The organism is Cytobacillus firmus NBRC 15306 (assembly GCF_001591465.1).
Lineage (GTDB): Bacteria > Bacillota > Bacilli > Bacillales > Cytobacillaceae > Cytobacillus > Cytobacillus firmus.
On record NZ_BCUY01000075.1, the window covers coordinates 1 to 17,725 of the forward strand.

Annotated in this window: 19 protein-coding genes and 3 pseudogenes; 9 read left to right on the plus strand and 13 right to left on the minus strand. The window is 41.4% G+C overall.

What is annotated here, in order from left to right:
- The 5 genes from BFI01S_RS23735 to BFI01S_RS23515 all read right to left on the minus strand — a co-directional run.
- Window positions 1-428: hypothetical protein (locus BFI01S_RS23735; RefSeq protein ID WP_176572987.1), on the minus strand; the 428-nt coding region annotated here is incomplete at its 3' end.
- Window positions 429-792: 364 nt separating this feature from the next.
- Entirely contained in the window at window positions 793-969 is a 177-nt protein-coding gene (locus BFI01S_RS23125; protein ID WP_156478351.1) for a hypothetical protein, read from the minus strand.
- Window positions 970-1,309: 340 nt separating this feature from the next.
- On the minus strand, window positions 1,310-1,663 hold the full coding sequence (locus tag BFI01S_RS17155; RefSeq protein ID WP_061793695.1) for a GIY-YIG nuclease family protein: 354 nt from the start codon (window positions 1,661-1,663) through the stop codon (window positions 1,310-1,312).
- 17 nt (window positions 1,664-1,680) lie between these two features.
- Window positions 1,681-2,436, minus strand: coding sequence for a DUF2087 domain-containing protein (locus BFI01S_RS17160; RefSeq protein WP_061793696.1), 756 nt, complete (start codon window positions 2,434-2,436; stop codon window positions 1,681-1,683).
- A gap of 213 nt (window positions 2,437-2,649) precedes the next feature.
- Window positions 2,650-2,796: a hypothetical protein gene (locus BFI01S_RS23515; RefSeq protein WP_169799782.1), complete on the minus strand. Its 147-nt coding sequence runs from the start codon at window positions 2,794-2,796 to the stop codon at window positions 2,650-2,652.
- Window positions 2,797-3,375: 579 nt separating this feature from the next.
- Between BFI01S_RS23515 and BFI01S_RS17165 the strand changes: the two genes are divergently transcribed.
- On the plus strand, window positions 3,376-3,621 hold the full coding sequence (locus BFI01S_RS17165; protein WP_061793697.1) for a hypothetical protein: 246 nt from the start codon (window positions 3,376-3,378) through the stop codon (window positions 3,619-3,621).
- A 319-nt stretch (window positions 3,622-3,940) separates the two neighbouring features.
- Here the strand turns inward: BFI01S_RS17165 and BFI01S_RS24095 are convergent.
- The 5 genes and pseudogenes from BFI01S_RS24095 to BFI01S_RS17185 form a co-directional block, all read right to left on the minus strand.
- A pseudogene (locus BFI01S_RS24095) lies at window positions 3,941-4,050 on the minus strand (dihydrofolate reductase); the annotation flags it as partial.
- An 87-nt stretch (window positions 4,051-4,137) separates the two neighbouring features.
- Window positions 4,138-5,487 (minus strand): S8 family peptidase, encoded by a 1,350-nt coding sequence (locus tag BFI01S_RS17170; RefSeq protein WP_061793698.1) that lies wholly within the window; start codon window positions 5,485-5,487, stop codon window positions 4,138-4,140.
- 510 nt (window positions 5,488-5,997) lie between these two features.
- Complete coding sequence (locus BFI01S_RS17175) at window positions 5,998-6,456, minus strand: GNAT family N-acetyltransferase (RefSeq protein ID WP_061793699.1); 459 nt, start codon at window positions 6,454-6,456, stop codon at window positions 5,998-6,000.
- 317 nt (window positions 6,457-6,773) lie between these two features.
- Complete coding sequence (locus BFI01S_RS17180) at window positions 6,774-7,241, minus strand: CBO0543 family protein (protein WP_082804555.1); 468 nt, start codon at window positions 7,239-7,241, stop codon at window positions 6,774-6,776.
- Complete coding sequence (locus BFI01S_RS17185) at window positions 7,174-8,256, minus strand: DUF2515 family protein (RefSeq protein ID WP_061793701.1); 1,083 nt, start codon at window positions 8,254-8,256, stop codon at window positions 7,174-7,176. Before BFI01S_RS17185 ends, BFI01S_RS17180 begins: the two co-directional genes overlap by 68 nt.
- A gap of 109 nt (window positions 8,257-8,365) precedes the next feature.
- Here BFI01S_RS17185 and shc point away from each other — a divergent pair, with 109 nt between their 5' ends.
- From shc to BFI01S_RS23520, 3 genes are all read left to right on the plus strand, one after another.
- Window positions 8,366-10,228, plus strand: coding sequence for a squalene--hopene cyclase (shc, locus tag BFI01S_RS17190; RefSeq protein WP_061793702.1), 1,863 nt, complete (start codon window positions 8,366-8,368; stop codon window positions 10,226-10,228).
- A 385-nt stretch (window positions 10,229-10,613) separates the two neighbouring features.
- Window positions 10,614-12,038 carry a Na+/H+ antiporter NhaC family protein gene (locus tag BFI01S_RS17195; RefSeq protein ID WP_061793703.1) on the plus strand — a complete coding sequence of 475 codons (1,425 nt, stop codon included), beginning with the start codon at window positions 10,614-10,616 and terminating at the stop codon, window positions 12,036-12,038.
- 297 nt (window positions 12,039-12,335) lie between these two features.
- On the plus strand, window positions 12,336-12,497 hold the full coding sequence (locus tag BFI01S_RS23520) for a hypothetical protein (protein ID WP_169799783.1): 162 nt from the start codon (window positions 12,336-12,338) through the stop codon (window positions 12,495-12,497).
- A 12-nt stretch (window positions 12,498-12,509) separates the two neighbouring features.
- Here the strand turns inward: BFI01S_RS23520 and BFI01S_RS17200 are convergent, their stop codons facing one another.
- Together BFI01S_RS17200 and BFI01S_RS17205 are read right to left on the minus strand one after the other, a co-directional pair.
- Window positions 12,510-13,256, minus strand: a complete 747-nt coding sequence (locus BFI01S_RS17200) for a YwaF family protein (RefSeq protein WP_061793704.1) — start codon at window positions 13,254-13,256, stop codon at window positions 12,510-12,512.
- A 175-nt stretch (window positions 13,257-13,431) separates the two neighbouring features.
- The gene (locus BFI01S_RS17205) at window positions 13,432-14,274 is read right to left on the minus strand and encodes an STAS domain-containing protein (protein WP_061793705.1); all 843 of its coding nucleotides are present in this window, start codon (window positions 14,272-14,274) and stop codon (window positions 13,432-13,434) included.
- A gap of 282 nt (window positions 14,275-14,556) precedes the next feature.
- Between BFI01S_RS17205 and BFI01S_RS17210 the strand changes: the two genes are divergently transcribed.
- Window positions 14,557-15,294, plus strand: coding sequence for a YqcI/YcgG family protein (locus BFI01S_RS17210; protein WP_061793707.1), 738 nt, complete (start codon window positions 14,557-14,559; stop codon window positions 15,292-15,294).
- Between the two features lie 24 nt (window positions 15,295-15,318).
- Here BFI01S_RS17210 and BFI01S_RS17215 read toward each other — a convergent pair whose 3' ends face one another.
- On the minus strand, window positions 15,319-16,008 hold the full coding sequence (locus tag BFI01S_RS17215; protein WP_061793708.1) for a YetF domain-containing protein: 690 nt from the start codon (window positions 16,006-16,008) through the stop codon (window positions 15,319-15,321).
- Between the two features lie 163 nt (window positions 16,009-16,171).
- Here BFI01S_RS17215 and BFI01S_RS24415 point away from each other — a divergent pair, with 163 nt between their 5' ends.
- The 4 genes and pseudogenes from BFI01S_RS24415 to BFI01S_RS17230 all read left to right on the plus strand — a co-directional run.
- The gene (locus BFI01S_RS24415) at window positions 16,172-16,300 is read left to right on the plus strand and encodes a hypothetical protein (protein ID WP_268875342.1); all 129 of its coding nucleotides are present in this window, start codon (window positions 16,172-16,174) and stop codon (window positions 16,298-16,300) included.
- Between the two features lie 31 nt (window positions 16,301-16,331).
- Window positions 16,332-17,237, plus strand: a pseudogene (locus tag BFI01S_RS17220) (MMPL family transporter); the annotation flags it as partial.
- Window positions 17,233-17,400, plus strand: a pseudogene (locus tag BFI01S_RS17225) (DNA-binding response regulator); the annotation flags it as partial. The pseudogenes BFI01S_RS17220 and BFI01S_RS17225, both read left to right, overlap by 5 nt.
- Window positions 17,401-17,423: 23 nt before the next feature.
- On the plus strand, window positions 17,424-17,725 hold a 302-nt coding region (locus tag BFI01S_RS17230; RefSeq protein ID WP_305791229.1), incomplete at its 3' end, for a histidine kinase dimerization/phospho-acceptor domain-containing protein.

The following is a 17,725-nucleotide window of genomic DNA, read 5'->3' on the forward strand; positions in this document are numbered from 1 at the left end:
GCCTCTGCCTCTGCTTCTGCTTCTGCCTCTGCATCAGCATCTGCTTCCGCCTCTGCTTCTGCTTCCGCTTCTGCTTCTGCCTCTGCTTCTGCATCTGCTTCTGCTTCCGCTTCTGCTTCTGCCTCTGCTTCTGCATCTGCCTCTGCTTCTGCCTCTCCTTCTGCCTCCGCATCTGCTTCTGCTTCTGCCTCTGCTTCTGCGTCCGCTTCTGCATTTGCTTCTGCATTTGCTTCTGCATTTGCTTCCACTTCTGTATCTGCTTCTATTTCTGCAATGGTATATCCTAATTCATATAATCTCTCAAGATATTCATCTTTTAAGCTTTGGTAATCCATTTTTGAAATTTCACTATTGTTCTCAAGTGACTGTAATTTCTCAAGCAATCTTTGGATTTTTTTCAATTTGCTTTTTTTCTTTTGCCAACCCATTTCTTCCTCCTTTCTGATTATATAAATTGTTCCTGACCTGTCTTTTTCTAGGAGTAATAATCTTATATAATTGATGCGAAGGAACGAGATTCATAATCAGTCGTTTTTTTGTTGGTTTCCATTAACCTTAAGTTGTTGGCATCTTACATTCGTCCGATTAATTTTCTTACTCTTCTTCTGTTTCAGCTTCTGATATTTGAACCTTTGAATTTTCCACTTTGGGATTGCAGCTTTTTCATGGATTATTCATTTTCTTCTGTATTACCTATCTGGTTCAATTCACCAAGTAATTTTTCCACTTTTGCTTTTTTTCTACTTACCTTCTGATTGCGCAAATAGTTTCATACCCTTTTGTAACTCTCTATTATTCTTCAGTTGAAGGCTCTGAGTCTATTTCTGCAATTTGAGCTTGTAACTTATCTACTTTGGACTGCAATTTACCTCTGATTTTTTCATTTTCTTCTGTGGCCTCGATATTGTTTAATTCTTCAAGCAACCCTTGCACCTTGTCCTTTTTTCTGTTTAGCCTTTTATCACGCATGTGGTTCACTCCCTTCAATAAACTACTATATTATAGTAAAAATAAATTTTTTGTTGTGTGGATTTTCCCTAGTATTAAGCCAAGTTATTAAAAATGGGTGTACCTATTTTTCTAAATGGAGATAAATAAAATTATTATGCTTCACGATCCTCCAGACCCCACAGCTATTGGATGATAACTCAGTCATTTCTCCAGGTTTTGGCCCATAGATTTTTCATTTCGAAGAAACGACTGGTTATCTTTGGTCTTTACAGAACCGAACTAATAACTTTCACTTTTCTCCGGGCACAAAAAAAATGACGTGCAGATTGGCACACGTCATTTTTCTATCTAATTTGAATCATTTTTTTTTATTAAATCCTTTCTCCCCATATGGCTGCAGCTCCACCAGCCATTTTTCTTCCATCTTCTCCAGGGCTTCCTTCTCGTTGAAATACGGATCATTTTTCTTTTTCAGCTTCTCCAAAATGACGAATTCAAAAGCCTCTTTCCCGTACTGATTCCACTCGTCCTGCAGCTCCCGATTAGGCATATAGCCGTTTGTTTCAAGTGAAAATCTTACTCCATTCAAGCTTTTTAAATTATTTGTGCAGCCAATGAAGATTTTATTGTTCACATTATTCTTTATTTGATAAACCCCTGCTTCAATGGGCGTTTCTTTAAACTGCTGTTTTAATTCTCTTTTGCGTTCCATGGTAATCCCCCGTTATTCTATTTTTTAAGCCAATACTCGCTGCCATCGGGCTTTCGGTCTAAAAACCCATAATCGATCAAATACCTTCTGATCAAAGCATAATCCTCATAAATGGCTTTCAGTGCCTCGTTTAACTCTTTCTCGCCGTATTTGTGTTCGACCTTCAGCCTGCCGGCAATTTCCCGCAGCAAAATCAGCCTTTGCTTCTCTCTTGGCGGAAACTTTACGAGGGGCACACCGGTTCCTTCAGGAAAATATTTATTAAGGATTTTCTCCTTCTCCTCCTGCGTTATGTTGTAGCGGTCATCCACCATCGTGGCTGTTTTATGGACCGGCAGGAACGCTGGTGCGTGCTCATCCTTTTCCTTCAGCAATTCCATGATCGCCAGAAAGGTCTTCGCCTGCCGCTCCTTTTCTTTTAAGGCAAAACGATGGTGGCGAATGGTCGAGGTACTCCCCATGTCCAGCTCCTTCTGAATATCCTTATCGCTTTTCCCCTGATAAAAAAGCTGCAGAAGACTTTTCTGATGATCCGTAAGCCCTGTAAGTTTCTTATCCATCGAAAGCAGATAGTCAAAAACCGAAATATGCTCCGTTTCAATATGAATGCGCATATACCGTTCCGCTTCGTAAAATCGATCTTTATATGGGTAGACAATCCCTTTTTCCGTCTTTTCCCCGCACAACAGGCAAGTGTATACTTCTTTTTCTTCAATGTAACCCTGTTTTAGCTCCTCCAAAGAAGAGTTCCAGAATTGATTTGATAATTCCATTCGTTAAAACACATCCCATTTTTTATAAACAAAGAAATAATTTGTTTGAGTTATATTAAACATTTTAAAATAATGTTTGAGTTTAGTCAAACATTTCGTAAACAAAATTTATTTTTGTTATATTATTTATAAACAATAAAAGCAGCCGTTTATCTGACAGCATAAATAAATAAAAACCTTCAACGGAAGAAGGTCTTTTTGTAAATTAGTTTATTATCTACTTTCAAAGTCTCTATAATGAATGATCTCAGATAGAATTTTGCATCCATTGGCATTCTTAAACTGTGTTTTTGCTTCTTCCTTGGTGTCATACTCAAACATTTGAATCCCATCCTGTAAAAAAAGCGTTAAAATCCACATATCGAATTCCTCCCTGGATAATAGGATTCCTGAAGAATGCGCACAAGCCGTGGAGTCGTTAATGCCTGCAGCGAAACAGGACTTTAATATCTTTTATTTTAAGAACAAATTAAAAGCAACCGTAATCAGCCAGCCAAGGGCAAAAGTAAGAGAAATATATGTACCGACATAAAGCACAATCTCCGTCATAGTTCCTCCCCCAATGATTGAATCTTTATTTTAGATGGGTTTATTCTCGTTGCTTAGGATCAAAATTCATCCCCCTTCCTCTTAAAATAATGTCATTATATCAAGTGATTTTTTAAAAAATGTCGAACAATGGGAGCTTTACCTATTTGTAAATAGAGTGTTAACTTTCATTAATAAAGGACATTTTTGTTTTATAAATGCAAAATAGGAAATGAATTTTCCAACAGAAAAAAGCCTAACCCCATTGAATCTCAAATGGCATATAAAACAGCAAAAATGAACTAAAAGCAATACTTGAAAAAGACATGAAACTAGGGAACAGTCAGAGGGAACGACTTCATGATTTTATGATCAAGGAAGGAATTACATTGCCTTCTGCCCCCTGAAGATATGCCACAATCAGACCCTAACAGTGTTCCACTCGGTGTTAAATTAACGGATCATGTAATTGGAAACGAATTATCTTTAAAAATTATTAGCTTTATAATGCGTGCTGCTGGTGCTGCTTCAGAATCGATTCGTACTGATGCAGGTATATTGTTTATTCAGTTTCAAGCAGAAAAATTAGCTTACGTGACTGAATTAAATCATTTAATGCGCAAGTGCGGATGGATTAAAGTCCCACCTGGTTCTTAACAACCGATAGGCTAAAAATTCTATATTGCTATTAACGTGAGTGATAAAAGTAAAAATTTGGCAGCGCAAAAACAATCAATTGCAATTTTGGGTTAACATAAACACAACTATAAAGGTAGAAAATCGTCAAACCCATATGAATCGGAAGATTGGCGTTTTTATTTTTTAATTTTATGTAGAATTTTAAAAACCATTGATGAATAAGAAAATGCGTTAATCCTTCCTGAGTTAACGCTACCCGTTAGCCATCCATGAAGTACAAAATTCAGCGCTCACCACAGAGAATGAAAATGGATAGGAAGTGTTAATACTGATACTTATCGCCCTCCCCTTCAACATTAAAAAGCACTCCAGTGATTCATCTTTTGCAGCGATGTACCCATCCAAACTTGCTGCAATAAATATTACTAATTTACGTTGGCTTGTTATATTATCTCCTTCGGATAATTCTTTTCTTTTAATATGTACCAAATAATAAAATTAAGCGATTCCCTTTAGAAGAATCGCTTTGTATTTTTAATGATTGTTTGTTTCCAGGATTGAATTTTTGGCGCTTATATAACCGGCTCCATATATATATTTATTATTTTCAGTCTGGGGATTCCCCCATGTTTCAGCACCTGTCATAAGTTTATTTTTAACCTGATCCGGTGACAGCTGTCTGTTGCTTTCCAGAATTAACGCGGCAACTCCAGCACAAATGGGCGTTGCCATTGAAGTTCCGGATAATGAGAAGTATTCAGTACCCACACGTGCTGACTTTTGCAGTTTATCCAAATATGAATTTGGCGACCGTAATGATATGATATTTACACCAGGTGCAACAACATCTGGCTTAATCAACTGACTTGATAGGGTTCCACGACTTGAAAAGTTTGCGATTATATCACCTTCACGAACGGATGTATTCCGGTCATCCATTGCCCCGGCTGTTATGACCTTTTCGCTGATTCCAGGACTGGCAATCGTTCCAAAATTCGGACCTGAATTTCCTGCTGCAGCACAAACAACAATACCGGCATCCCATGCCGCATTAACCGCTTTTACCATCATGTCATCTTCCGGATCCCCTACAGGTGAACTCCCCAGCGACATACTTATGATGTCAATTTTCGGCTGGTTTTCCGGGGCTCTGTTATACTCAATGCACCACTGAACCCCTGCCATGACAGTGGACAGGGAACCTGAACCCAGCTTATCCAATACTTTGACACCAATAATATTTGCATTCGGTGCAGGCCCTCTATATATTCCGCCCGAGCCGGTACCATCACCGGCAGCGTCACCTGCGCAATGGGTACCATGGCCATTGTCGTCATACGCTGTTGTACGGTTATTAATAAAGTCTTTAAAATGTTTTAAACGATCCCCTATATCCTGGTGAGGGTAAACTCCAGTATCAATTACGGCAATCGTTACATCTTGCCCTGTCAGCAAATTGCTTTCTCTCAGTGCTTCTCCTGCTTCAACAGAGGGTGTGGCGACGTCGAGCAGTGCTTGTACACTTCGATCGTAATGGATTTTATGAATGTGGGAGCAAGAGGTTAATAGATCATCGAGTGCGGCTGGCGTCATATCCATACTGCAGCAGGAAATGCTTGAAAAGCTTCTATTTACCTTTGCTTTGAAATGCCTTTGTGAAACAGCATGACATTCCTCTACTGCATCAGTAAAACTGCAGCCTTTCTTAAATTCCACGACTACAGGAAAGCTTTTGGTTCTTTTCAGTACTTTTTCCAAAGGAGAATGTAAAAAGCAGGGTGTCCATTTAAAAGGGGTATAAAGGTGAATCAAATCTTGGCGGAGCTGCAAATCCAGCTTATCCGCATGTGTACGAACCATTTGTATCATTGAAAATCCAAACATGTTTGTCCTCCTTTCCATAATCTAGTAACAAGCTATGAAAAGGCAGAAAAAAAGGAACGGTGTTTGTCCCATTGAGATACAAAAAAAGAGAAGGCTGCTGCCCTCTCTTTGCAAATAAGTTTATTAAACTTGTATGTTGGCTCTATTATCTGAATCTGCAAATCTGAAAATTCATAACAAACCCTGTACTTTTGCCTGATATCCCATCCTGCGTTAAAGTTGATGAGCAGATTCCCGCTGAAGTTAAATGCTTCACACATTATTTTATAATAAAAAGGCGGCTCCAGTTAAGAACCCGCCAAATAAAGTAACTACGAGCACGTAAAATAGCAAGAAATCTGTGCCGACTATTAAAATAATGCCCCCGATAGTTGCAGCCTACTCCTTCACAATCTATTCTACACCTTGATATACCTCTAATCCCTAATAGGTGTTGTTCCCGAATCCAGTGTAATACAAAAAGACGACTACCTATTCAAGAAAAGCGGCACCAGTTTTCTTAATAACTCTTCACATATTAAATAAGCTTAAATAATGTGTTGAATTTGGATAATTATTTTCCTTTGAAAATCCAAGGGAAGTATAAAATTTATCTCCTTGCTCTGTATCTGTATGAAGTACTAAAACCTTGTAAAAGTTTTTTGCATCGTAAATTATCTGACTTAACAAGAATCTTCCAAGCCCATTCCTTCGATAATCATTAGAAACATAGAACCTCCTTAACCGTCCTACTTTTTCATCATTTGAAAATGGATCAATATTTAGCCCTCCAATAGCAATTAGTACACCTTCTTTGTTAAACAAACCATATAAAGATTCCCCAGGATTATTAAATCTATTAGTGCCATTTTCATAATCATTAACTAATCTTTCAAGAAACCGAAAACCCTCTGCTTTGCTTTCCTTAACTAAATGGGTTAAATCAATATGAAACAGACTTTTTAATTGCATCACTTTAAAATCTTCCATATCGTCCTCCGAACAAAGCTTTATTTGATTAAAATATTTCTCGTAAATTTTTTGAAAATCCTTCTTGAGCAAAACTGCACCGTTAGTTGAATAAGAAATAATGCCTGCAGTCCAAGCGGCATTGTAATTGACAGTTCTTTTGGCACGGCATTTTAATGGTACTATGGTTTTTTGTACAATATAAAATATAATGTCAATTGAAATGTCAAAACCGATGGAAGAGGCTATAAACCTTAATAAACAAGAAAAAAGACGTATGCCAATTCACACGTCATTCTTTAGGCCATTTTCAATAAAGCAACCGAAAACTGAACCCTTTACTCCGTTGAAATAGGTTTTTTAAAGTGATTTCCATTCATCCATCCATGAAAAGCAGCGATCAATCCAATAAATAGGCAGTAGCCTATGAAGGTATAAAGGTGATGCCAGTTTTCGGCATGAACAAACATTCCGATACTCTCTGCCATCTTTTCTGCAGCTGCCATCGCAACACTGATGGCCAATACAATCATCCCCCGGAACCAGCCCTTTAAGCTTTCTATTATTCTTAATATAAAAGTCATGAAGATCGGCAGGACGGCCAGAGTGAATAAAATATTGATCGTAAAGATGTCTGAGAATGGCCGCGTTGGGAAAGCGTACATCCCCTTCCCGGTAAAATACAAATCTAAATATGTGCCTAAGAGCGATGCCATCAGCATGGCCGGCATATATCTTTTAATTCCAGACGGCCTTTTTGGCAAGGGCTGCGAGCTCGAGCCTTTCAAGTGTTTGACAGTAAGCATGCCGGATCTCCCCATTAATCATATCGTCTAACTCCGAAAAATACTCCAATACGTGATCACTTTTATACCAATCTCCTAATTCTGCTTCAGGCTGGCTTACATTTTTCCAGGCGATTTCAAGGCTTGGGCTAAAAATCCTTCTTCCTCCCGGCCGGAGCAGGCACGACTTTAGCTGAAATTGATATTGCTCGCCTGGCACCCCTTCGTGAACATCATTGAAGATATGCGGCCAGTAATCCTTTCTTGAGCCGGTATGGGGATGTGCATTCGCCCATTGTTCCGTTAAGGCAAGGACCTCTTTGTCCTTAAATAGAACATCGTAAAGCCTTTTCCCTAATGTTATTCGTTCGTGCAGCGATTCAAAATGATTCAAGGTCTGGCCTTTCAGATGAAGGACACCCTTCTTTTCATAAGGGAAAAGGATGTGATTCAAGGACAGCAGCTCCTGGAGCTTAAATTCAAGCTTTTGAAAAACCTCGAATTTGTATTGTGGGTTTTGGATGACCCTTTTTTCTAAATAACTTTGTTCATTGATGATAAGGGCAATCGTGAGCATATAGGGATCAGGCTTCCTCCAAAAACAGCTCCAGACTGTTTCCATAAAAACTGAGATATTAAGGAACGGGAGCAGAAAAAATAAGGGCTTGTTTCGTTTCAGGCTTTCCCTGTAAATCAAAAATTGGGGATACGCATCTTGAAAAATGAGCCAATTCCCTCTTTCCAAAAAAGAAAAGAAGGATTTTTTTTCGCGATGTGATAGTAATCTGGACAGGAGCTCCCCTTTTAAATCGGTCATATTCCAGCCGCCATTCCTGGAAACCATATGACCCAAAAACGCCCAATGGATTTCGGGATGCTGCCGGTAGAAATCCAAATAGGCTTTTGTCCGGGTGACGTTATTTAGATTCCATTCTGTTGTCTCCCTTTTAACCTGGCCCAGAATCTCCTTTTCTTCATCTGAAAGGTTTATCTGCTTTTGAACTCTTTTCTTTAATTCTTCTTTTAACCAGCTCATTGGGTATTTCTTTTGAAAAAAGATAAGCAGACCTCCTCCATGAATTCTCTCTCTGTCATTTGAATATGTATTTATAGGAGCAATTTAACTTGAGAGGAATGTGCATGAAATGACCAATACCGCTGCTGGCATGAAACGTCTCATTGCCGCATTAAGAAAAGACCAGTCCCATGATGGTTCATGGAGTTATCCTTTTGAAACCGGCATTTCAACAGACGCTTATATGATCATTTTATTAAGGACACTGGAGATGCATGATGAAAAATTAATTCAGGGACTGGCTGCAAGAATCCTAAGCAAGCAGGAAGAGAATGGCGCCTGGAAGTTATTCAAGGATGAACCGGATGGAAATGCAAATGCCACGCTGGAGGCTTATTATGGACTTCTTTATTCGGGCTATATCGAGAAGGAAGACGCCAGGATGAAAGCTGCCAGGAAGTTTATACTGGAGCATGGCGGAATGGAGAACGCAAATATTTTCACCAAAATTATGCTATCCACTACGGGACAATACCCATGGCCTGAATCCTTTCCAATTCCCGTTGAGATAATGCTTCTGCCCCTGTCCTTCCCTTTCAATTTTTATCAGTTTTCGGTGTATGGGCGTGTGAATCTGGCTCCGATTCTCATTCTTTCAGAAAAAAAGTTCAGCATCAAAACGAAAAACAGCCCTGACCTTTCTGACTTGCTATTAACAAGAGCCCAGTGGGAGGTGCAACGCGAATACCGATCATTTTTGTCATTCATCCAAGAAGGTGTGGAAGAGCTTTTGGGGCTGCCTGAACAGCTTCACTCATTGGCAATGGACCGGGCGAAGGAATATATGCTTGAGCGGATTGAGCCGGATGGAACATTCTATAGTTATTTCAGCTCAACCTTTTTAATGATTTTTGCACTCCTGGCTCTTGGCTATTCCAAGGATGAGCCCGTTATAAAGAATGCGGTTGCAGGGCTGAAATCGCTCCGGACAGATATAGACGGTCTCCCTCATATGCAATATTCAAATGCCAGTGTATGGAATACATCCCTCATAAACACAGCTCTCCAATTAGCCGGTGTTTCTCCCGATGACCCTGCAGTAAAAAAAGCAAACACCTATTTGCTGAAGCGTCAGCATGAAAAGTATGGGGACTGGGCTATCCATAATCCCCATGGTAAACCCGGCGGGTGGGGATTTTCCGATGTTAACACCCTCAACCCGGATGTCGATGACACCACCGCTTCATTGAGGGCAATCGCCAGAAGTGCCGGGGACAATTCAGAATATCAGGGTTCCTGGGATCGTGGCATTCAGTGGCTGGTCTCCATGCAGAATGACGATGGCGGATGGCCTTCCTTTGAAAGAAATACCGAAAATCCCTGGCTCGCCATTCTTCCGATTGAAAAGGGTGAATATATGTTTGGAGACCCAGCCTCAGCCGACCTGACCGGGAGAACGCTGGAGTTTTTGGGAAACTATACGAATCTAGCAGCTGCTGACCCTTTGATTAAAAACGCGGTTAACTGGCTCTTGGATCATCAGGAGCAGGATGGTTCCTGGTATGGCAGATGGGGCATTTGCTACATTTACGGGACATGGGCATCCGTAACAGGGCTTATTGCGGCAGGCCATTCAAACCATCCTTCTGTCAGGAAGGCTTGTGACTGGCTGAAGGGAATACAAAACGAGGATGGCGGCTGGGGAGAATCCTGCCTGAGCGACAGCCAAAAATCTTATGTTCCCTTGAATGCAAGTACACTTACAGACACGGCATGGGCGGTTGATGCTCTAATTGCAGCGGAAGACCAGCCAACTGAACAGATTCAAAAAGGAATTCAGTACTTGCTGAACTCGATCGATAAAGAGGATTGGACGACTGATTATCCAAAAGGGCAGGCCATGGCGGGGAGCTTTTATATTCATTACCATAGCTATCGGTATATCTTCCCTCTTATGGCTTTGGCTCATTATCATGGGAAGTTTGGGAAATGAATATAAGGCAAAAAAGGCGCCAGCTTAATAACAGCTAGGGCCTTTTTTAGAAGGTAGTTTTATTGATAGATGGTTTTGAAAGGAGCATACTTTAACAACCATTACTTCACTGCTTCCTGTTTTTTGGGTGTTATTCATCTTCATTAACGACGATTTTTTTATCTAGCTAATTAAATTCCCCCTAAGCCACGGACGTGCCCGGTAGAAGCCAATCGAAATCAAACACCCATATCAATGGGTTCATGTATGAAAGAAAAAAGCTGGCCGGCAGTGCCATCCACCATAGGAGTGGACGTACCATTGTTTGCGGTCAAATTTCCAGGAATTTACCTCTCTTACCTGGCCATACTAAATTAGTAACGGCATTTTATTGGAGGGCACAAACTTGAATAACACCTGGCTTTCCCTAATACCTTTCCTAATAGTGATTTGCATGTCCATCTGGCTGAAAAACATTCTGCCAGGTTTGGTGGCGGGCATCCTTATTGGCTCCATTATCGTTTCAGCAGACCTGATTTCTGGGACGGAACAGTCGGTCACTTATATAGTCACCACTCTTTCAGATGAAACGAATATCAAGATAGTCGGATTTTTATATTTGTTCGGCGGGCTTGTCGGAATGATGAATATTGCTGGCGGCATTAAGGGGTTTTCGGAATGGGCCGGGAAGCGAATCCGGTCAGAACGCGGTCTTCTTGTTTTTATCTGGATCACTCTTCCCTTCACCTTCATGATGCCGATGTTTCGGATTATGATGATCGGGCCCATTATCAAATCCTTGATTAAAAAAATGAATCTGTCCAAGCAGAAGGTAGGCATGACTCTCGATATTTCAACCGAATCAGTGATTGTGCTGCTTCCGATTGCAACAGCTTTTGTGGGCTTCATGGTATCCCTTGTTGAAGGCGGCATCAGCGGGCTGGATCTGGATATGTCGGCATATGAGATTTTTTTATTAAGTATTCTGTTTAATTTTTACGCAATCATTATGCTCCTGATTGGTATTGTGCAGACTTTTTGGCGCCGGAAAAAGACAGGAGAGCAAAATGCTGAAGCCCATACCGATTTGGAGGAAAAAGAGCATGAATTCCACCGGATGGGAATTAAGAAGGAATTATCGCTCGTAAAAGCCCAGCCATGGCACTTGATTTTCCCTGTAGTTTTATTACTTGCCTTTTCTCTTTTTCTGTTATGGCAGGATGGAATGTCTCAGGGTGCAAAGACGATTTTCGAGGCCTTTTCCATGGCCGATGCTACATTTGTGATGCTGCTGGCTGTTTTTATTACTCTCGTCTTAACCTTTATTTTCTACATAATCAGACGGGAGAAAATGAACGAAGTTCTTTATCATTTTTACGATGGAGGCAACCAGATGATGGAGGCGATCAGCTTGCTCATTCTGATTTGGGCGCTGACACTGGCGGCGGAGGATCTTGGTTTTTCCGACTTTATTGGGAGCTCACTCGGAAGCTTTCTGCCAGCCTTCTTGACTCCGGCGGCTATCTTTGTGCTCGGATCAGTGGTCGGCTATTTTATTGGGAGCTCCTGGGGAACCTGGGGATTATTCATGCCGCTCGGAATTACCCTCGCGGTTTCAACCGGCGCCTCCATTCCGCTTACCGTTGGAGCCGTGTTCGCAAGCGGGGCATTCGGAGCACTGACCTCCCCGCTTGGAGATACCACCATTACCACTGCTTCGATCCTGGATATGGACCTTGTTGACTATGCACGATATAAATTGAAGGTTTCAGCCATTGGAGCCGTGATTGCTGCCGCACTATTTATCGCGTCAGGGTTGTTGATTTCATAGACAGTCTGTTCCTTTTGCATAAAACTTAGGTTATCCAGCTTGGGGCTTATTTGGGATTGGTGAGAGGGAGCAACTTCGGACTCAGAAAGCAGAAAACCGCGGTTCTGTGTTCGAACCCTAGCCAACTTCGGACTCAGAAAGCAGAAAACCGCGGTTCTGTGTTTGAACCCTAGCCAACTTCGGACGCAGAAAGCAGAAAAACCGCGGTTCTGTGTCCGAACCAGTTGCAACTTCTAACAGAGAAAACAGTTCGGAGAATCGCCTCATTTATTCCTGCTTCCTATTCCGAATCTCCTTTTGAACCTTTCGCAGGCCCCGCAGGATGTAAACCGCATTCAGGAGGAAGCACAAAAACAGGATCGGGAAGCGAAGAAAGCTAAGGAAGTTGTGGAAGATGCCATTTCCAAAATGACTCCGCAGCGGCAGTATGAAAAAGAAAAGGAACAGAATAAACGATAAAAAGGAAAAGCCTTATTTCTGCCCTCGAGCAGGGATAAGACTTTCATTCTCCGCAGACTCTTTTTGTTCGGCTCTCTGCAGATAATGCATAGGTAAATAAGTTATAAAAAAGACAAATAACGCAGCAGCCTCAAGTGTTACATAGTACCAGACACCATTTCCGAAAAATGAAAGCAGCGTTTTGGTTTCTGTCGGGCTCGCCAAATAGAAGAAATTGGTCCCCAGCAGCCGATTCAAAAAGAACACTGGCACCGCAATTATGTTAAGCGTTAAAAAGCCGGTCAGCACCGCTTTTTTCGGAACCCTGTATCCTTCAAACAAAATAAAATAGAGTACAGCTAATGGAATGGCTGAATGATGAAGAAAGTATTTGATGTAGCGGTAATGAGGAAATTGGTAAACCATATCAGGTGTCACCATGCTTAAAATAGGAGGAATTGTACCAATAAAATACAGCAGCCAGAAAGCCTTTTTATTAGGCTTCAAAAACAGGTAAAGAGCAATGAAAGTGCTCAAAGAGCATAGTTGGAGAGGCAGATCGGCCACATCCCACTGATTTGTCAGAACCAGCCAGATATGATGTGTCACTTCACAAGCCAGCAGCGCACCAAACAGCGTCCATTTAATGATTTTCTGATAAGCCCTGAGCGCCTGCCTGTAATATGCCAGCCACCAGGCCGTAAAAAAGAAAAGAACCAACGTAACCAGATGCATAAGCGAAAATATTTCAAACCCCAGCATTCCCGTTACCGAAAACATGATGTCATCACCCCTCAATATTCATTGAAGTGCTGTTTGATTCATTGTATTCACGGTTGGGAAAATTAACACGGTTCATATGCGGAAAAATGAAATGGATGCCCACGGCGGACAGGGATTAAAACTAAAAAATGGCAGAGGAAATTCAATCAGAATTCCTCTGCTATTTTTAATTTTATCCATGCAGTTCTTCAAAAGCCTGATACACATTAGCTTTTACCTGAATGCCATTCAGATTAATGCCCAGTGTAACAATCGTCTGTGCCACTTCCGGCCTAATTCCTGTAATGATTGTCTTAACGCCGACAAGCGATAATGCTTCAATTACTTTAAACAGCTGATCTGCGACCATGGTATCGACAATCATTACACCTGAAAGGTCTAAAATTAAATGAGACAGCTTTAGGTGTGCAGATTGTTTTAACGTTTCTTCCATTAACAGCCGAGCTCTCCCTGTATCAATATTCCCAATTAACGGCAGGATGCCTACACCTTTAGAAAGGGGAACAACCGGGACAGACAACTCAAGGAAAGCCTGCTTTGCATTCTCGAGGGTTAACTGATGGAATTTGACATAAGCCATGCTGAAACAATGAATGGAATGATCCAGCAGGGGATCTATCAAATAGACAACCTTTATAACCTCTGTTGCCGGCATCTCAAGCTCCATCATCGTTTCCTCTAGTTCTTTCCAGATATATTTCCGGTAATATCCCGCATCTTTTAAAGCTTCATCCAATGGGACACCGAGCTTAAAAAAATACTTGCCTGTCTCCTTGCACCATTTTTCAATCTTTTCCATTGCTTCATCTTTGTTCTCATGATTCAGCAATGCCTCACCGAACAATTCAATAAACTCAGCACGAATCTGAACAATGTGCGTTTCCATTTTCTCAGCCTGTGATCTTTCTATTTCAGTCATCTCGACACCGCTCATTCTATCCTTATGCAGTTTTTTCGCTATTGTGTCCTTCTCTTTTAAAATCTTTTCCCCTAAAAGAAGCATCTGATTATTCATGTTCTCCCCCTATAGCACCTGGATTTAATCCTTTAAAACTGAGTCCGCTTCGTCCTAAACATATTTCTTTACCCGGTTTTTTTATAGAATAAACCTTTGAATTTAAAATTTAAGGTCTTCATTTTGATTAACCTACCATTTTTCTACAGCATTCCGGTTTTTGCCGTTAATTCTTTTGATTAACTACCCCACCCCCGCCTCTGTCCGCCCATTTTTACCAAGGACACTCACCCGCCTTATCCCGCTTGGAATATAGTATAGGAGTTAGAAGGGGTGACCAAGATCAGCCATTTATATACTGCCAGCTCCTCCAGCCTGCAGAGTTTAGAAGATTGGCAGCTGAATGCCTTAGATAAATTCCAGAAAAAAATGACGGATAAAGAAAAACCCTTCCCCTGTATTCCTGCGACCGTCGGGTTTGCCAAAAATCAGCTTCGTTATGGATTTGCGGAAAACCCAGGAGATCCGGCCTCCATCCAGCAGACAGCATCCATCCTGAAGGAATTCACAAAGCACTCAAGAGACTACGGAAGCTACACTTCCCTGATCATTTTTAATAAACATGAGCATCATTTGAGTCTAGAGGAATATGAGCAGCTTTTTTGGGATCAGCTGACGGGGCTGTCTGAAATAGATGAAGTGGAGTGGCCAAACGAAATCCCAAAAGACCCGCACGATCCGTTTTGGGAGTTCTGCTTTCACGGGGAAAAATACTTTATGTATTGTGCCACCCCTGCGCATAAAAATCGGCAGAGCCGCCATTTTGATATGATGATGCTTGCCATCACGCCGAGATGGGTTTTGCAGGAGTTCATGAAAAAGGAAACATTAGCATCCCGCATTAAAAATCAGGTCCGCAAACGGCTCCTAAAATATGACGCCATCCCTATCCATCCTGACTTGAATAGCTATGGCGCCGATGACAATTTTGAATGGAAACAATATTTTCTTCGGGATGATGACACCGCGATTTCTAAATGCCCTTTTCATCGCCTGCTGGGAACGTTCAAGAATAAATAGGAGGACAGAAGCCGATTCTGTTCTCTATTTACTTTTCCTATCGATATATAAAGTACCGTCCTGCTGTACTTGTGCAAAAAATACATCTTCTGCTGAGCGGATATTTGCTTTTTGCAGCTCCCTGTCAAGCCAGCTTTTTTCTAAATGTAATTTAGACAGGTTTTCTGAATTGATCTTTCCATCTGAAATGACATCTGTTGGTAATGGAAAGAGAACATTTTTTAGACTCTTAATGTTTAAATCTGTTTTCGTAACAGGCTGCTGACTTTCCTTTTTTAAAACAGACAGTTCTCCGTTTGTTTCCAGAATAGCGTAATCGACATCTTTAAGCGAAAAAATGTCCTTCTGCCTTAATAACGCCTGAAGTTCATCCATGTCTATCCTGGATATTTTTAATGCTGCTTCCATGATCCTGCCGGCTTTGATAACTATCAATGGCTCACCTGTTGTGACCATCCTTCCCTGTTTTGATTTAAGGTCGATCATATCCAGTATTATGGTGAAAAGCGTCCAAACTATCAGTGCGATTACTCCATCTTTTATAAGGGTGCTTTCATTCACAGCAAGGTTTCCGGCGATAGATCCGATTCCAATGGCAGTGGTCCAGTTGAAAAAAGTCATTTGGCCAATTTCCTTTCGTCCCATCAGCCTTGCTAATAAAAAGAGTACTAAAAATGCAATGGTTACCCGCAGAATAGTCTCATTAACCGTCATCATCCATCACCCCCTGCTTTATTTCTGATTTGGTCTCCCCTAATTGTATTTTCTTTACAAACCGCTCATTTCATACGTATTTGCTAAATGTAAACAAAAGTTGATCTTAAGTTTATTTTCATTTTGTAAGATAGGCTTTGAAATAAGTTAAGGAGGCTTTCATGTGAAAGAACTGCTGCATCTAATTACAGATTGGGTTTCCACCAAACGGGGAATGTGGATTACGATTATCAGCTGGCTTGTGCTGATGATTGGCTTAAGTGCAGGTCCAATGCGCTTCCTGATGAGGTGAAATCCATTATTGCCCAGAATAAAACAGAAAGGTTCTGTTCTTTGCAGATTTCCGCGACTATCAAAACTTTGCCCCTATTTTTGGAACGGCGATGTTTTTTATCGTGCTTGCGTCAGTTACACTGGTTCCAGCTCTATTCACCCTGTTTGGACGCAAGGCGTTTTGGCCGAAGGTTCCTAAATACGGTGCTGAAACAGAAGTTAAACATGGACCCATTGCCAGATTCGTTGTGAACAAGCCCGGCCTCTCAGGCGGAATTGTCGGCATTTTCATGCTCATCACAGCGTTTAATATTTTCAGCCTTGATTATGAATTCGACACTGTCAAGAAATTCCCTGAAGACCTGCCATCGCGGGTTGGCTATGAAATAGTCGAAGCCAGATATGACAAAGGCGAGCTGGCTCCTTCGACACTTCTGATTGTCAGTGATCAGAAGCTGGCTGAAAACGATACAGCAGCGATAAGTGAAAAGCTGCAGGAATATGATGAAGTTGCCTCTGTCCGCTTGTCTGCTCTATCCGAAGACGGCAAGGCGGCAAAAATGAGTGTGGCATTATCCATCAATCCATATTCAAATGAAGCCATATCCTTTATGAAAGATTTGCGTGACGACACACCTGAGTTATTAGAAGAAATCGGTGTGGAAGCTGAGTCCTACTATAGCGGGGTCACTCCGAAAATAGTGGACGAACAGGATGTTAACAGTGATGATATAATGAAAATTGTCCTGCTTGAAACGGTCCTGATACTTGCATTGTTATTTGCGCTAACGAAATCCATCAGGATGCCGATCTACATGATAGCAACTATTTTGCTCTCATTTGTCTCGGCTTTAGGGCTAGGTATATTCCTGGTTGATGTATTATTCGGCTTTGAAGCCATCAGCTCCCGTGTTCCAGTCTATTCTTTTATTTTCCTTGTAGCATTGGGGATTGATTAAAACTTTGACTGGCGACTTCGGGATCCCTGTTATTCTTCTGACGGCAAAGGGACAGCTCAGTGATAAAGAACAGGGCTTCCTATCCGGATCTGAAGATTATATAGTCAAGCCTTTTGAAGTGAAGGAGCTCCTTTTCCGGGTAGCCGTTGTGTTAAGAAGAGCCGTGACTTCCAGTCCCCTCTCATGAATATTCAGGGGTATGCGGAGCTTCTGCAGACACAGAAACTGTCAGATGAAGAACATTTCGAATACGTGCAGATTATCGATCAGGAATCGAAGCGGCTGTCCAATCTGACCAAACAGCTTCTGCTATTGACTTCCCTTGACCAGAATTCCTATCCGATGAAGCTTTCGGAGGTGAAACTGGACGAACAGATCAAAGAAACCATCCGCAGGCATCAATGGCGGCTGGAGGAAAAAGAAATTGAGGTTTCGTACAAGCTCGCGCCAGTCATTTTGAAGGGGGACCCGGAGCTTTTGGTGAG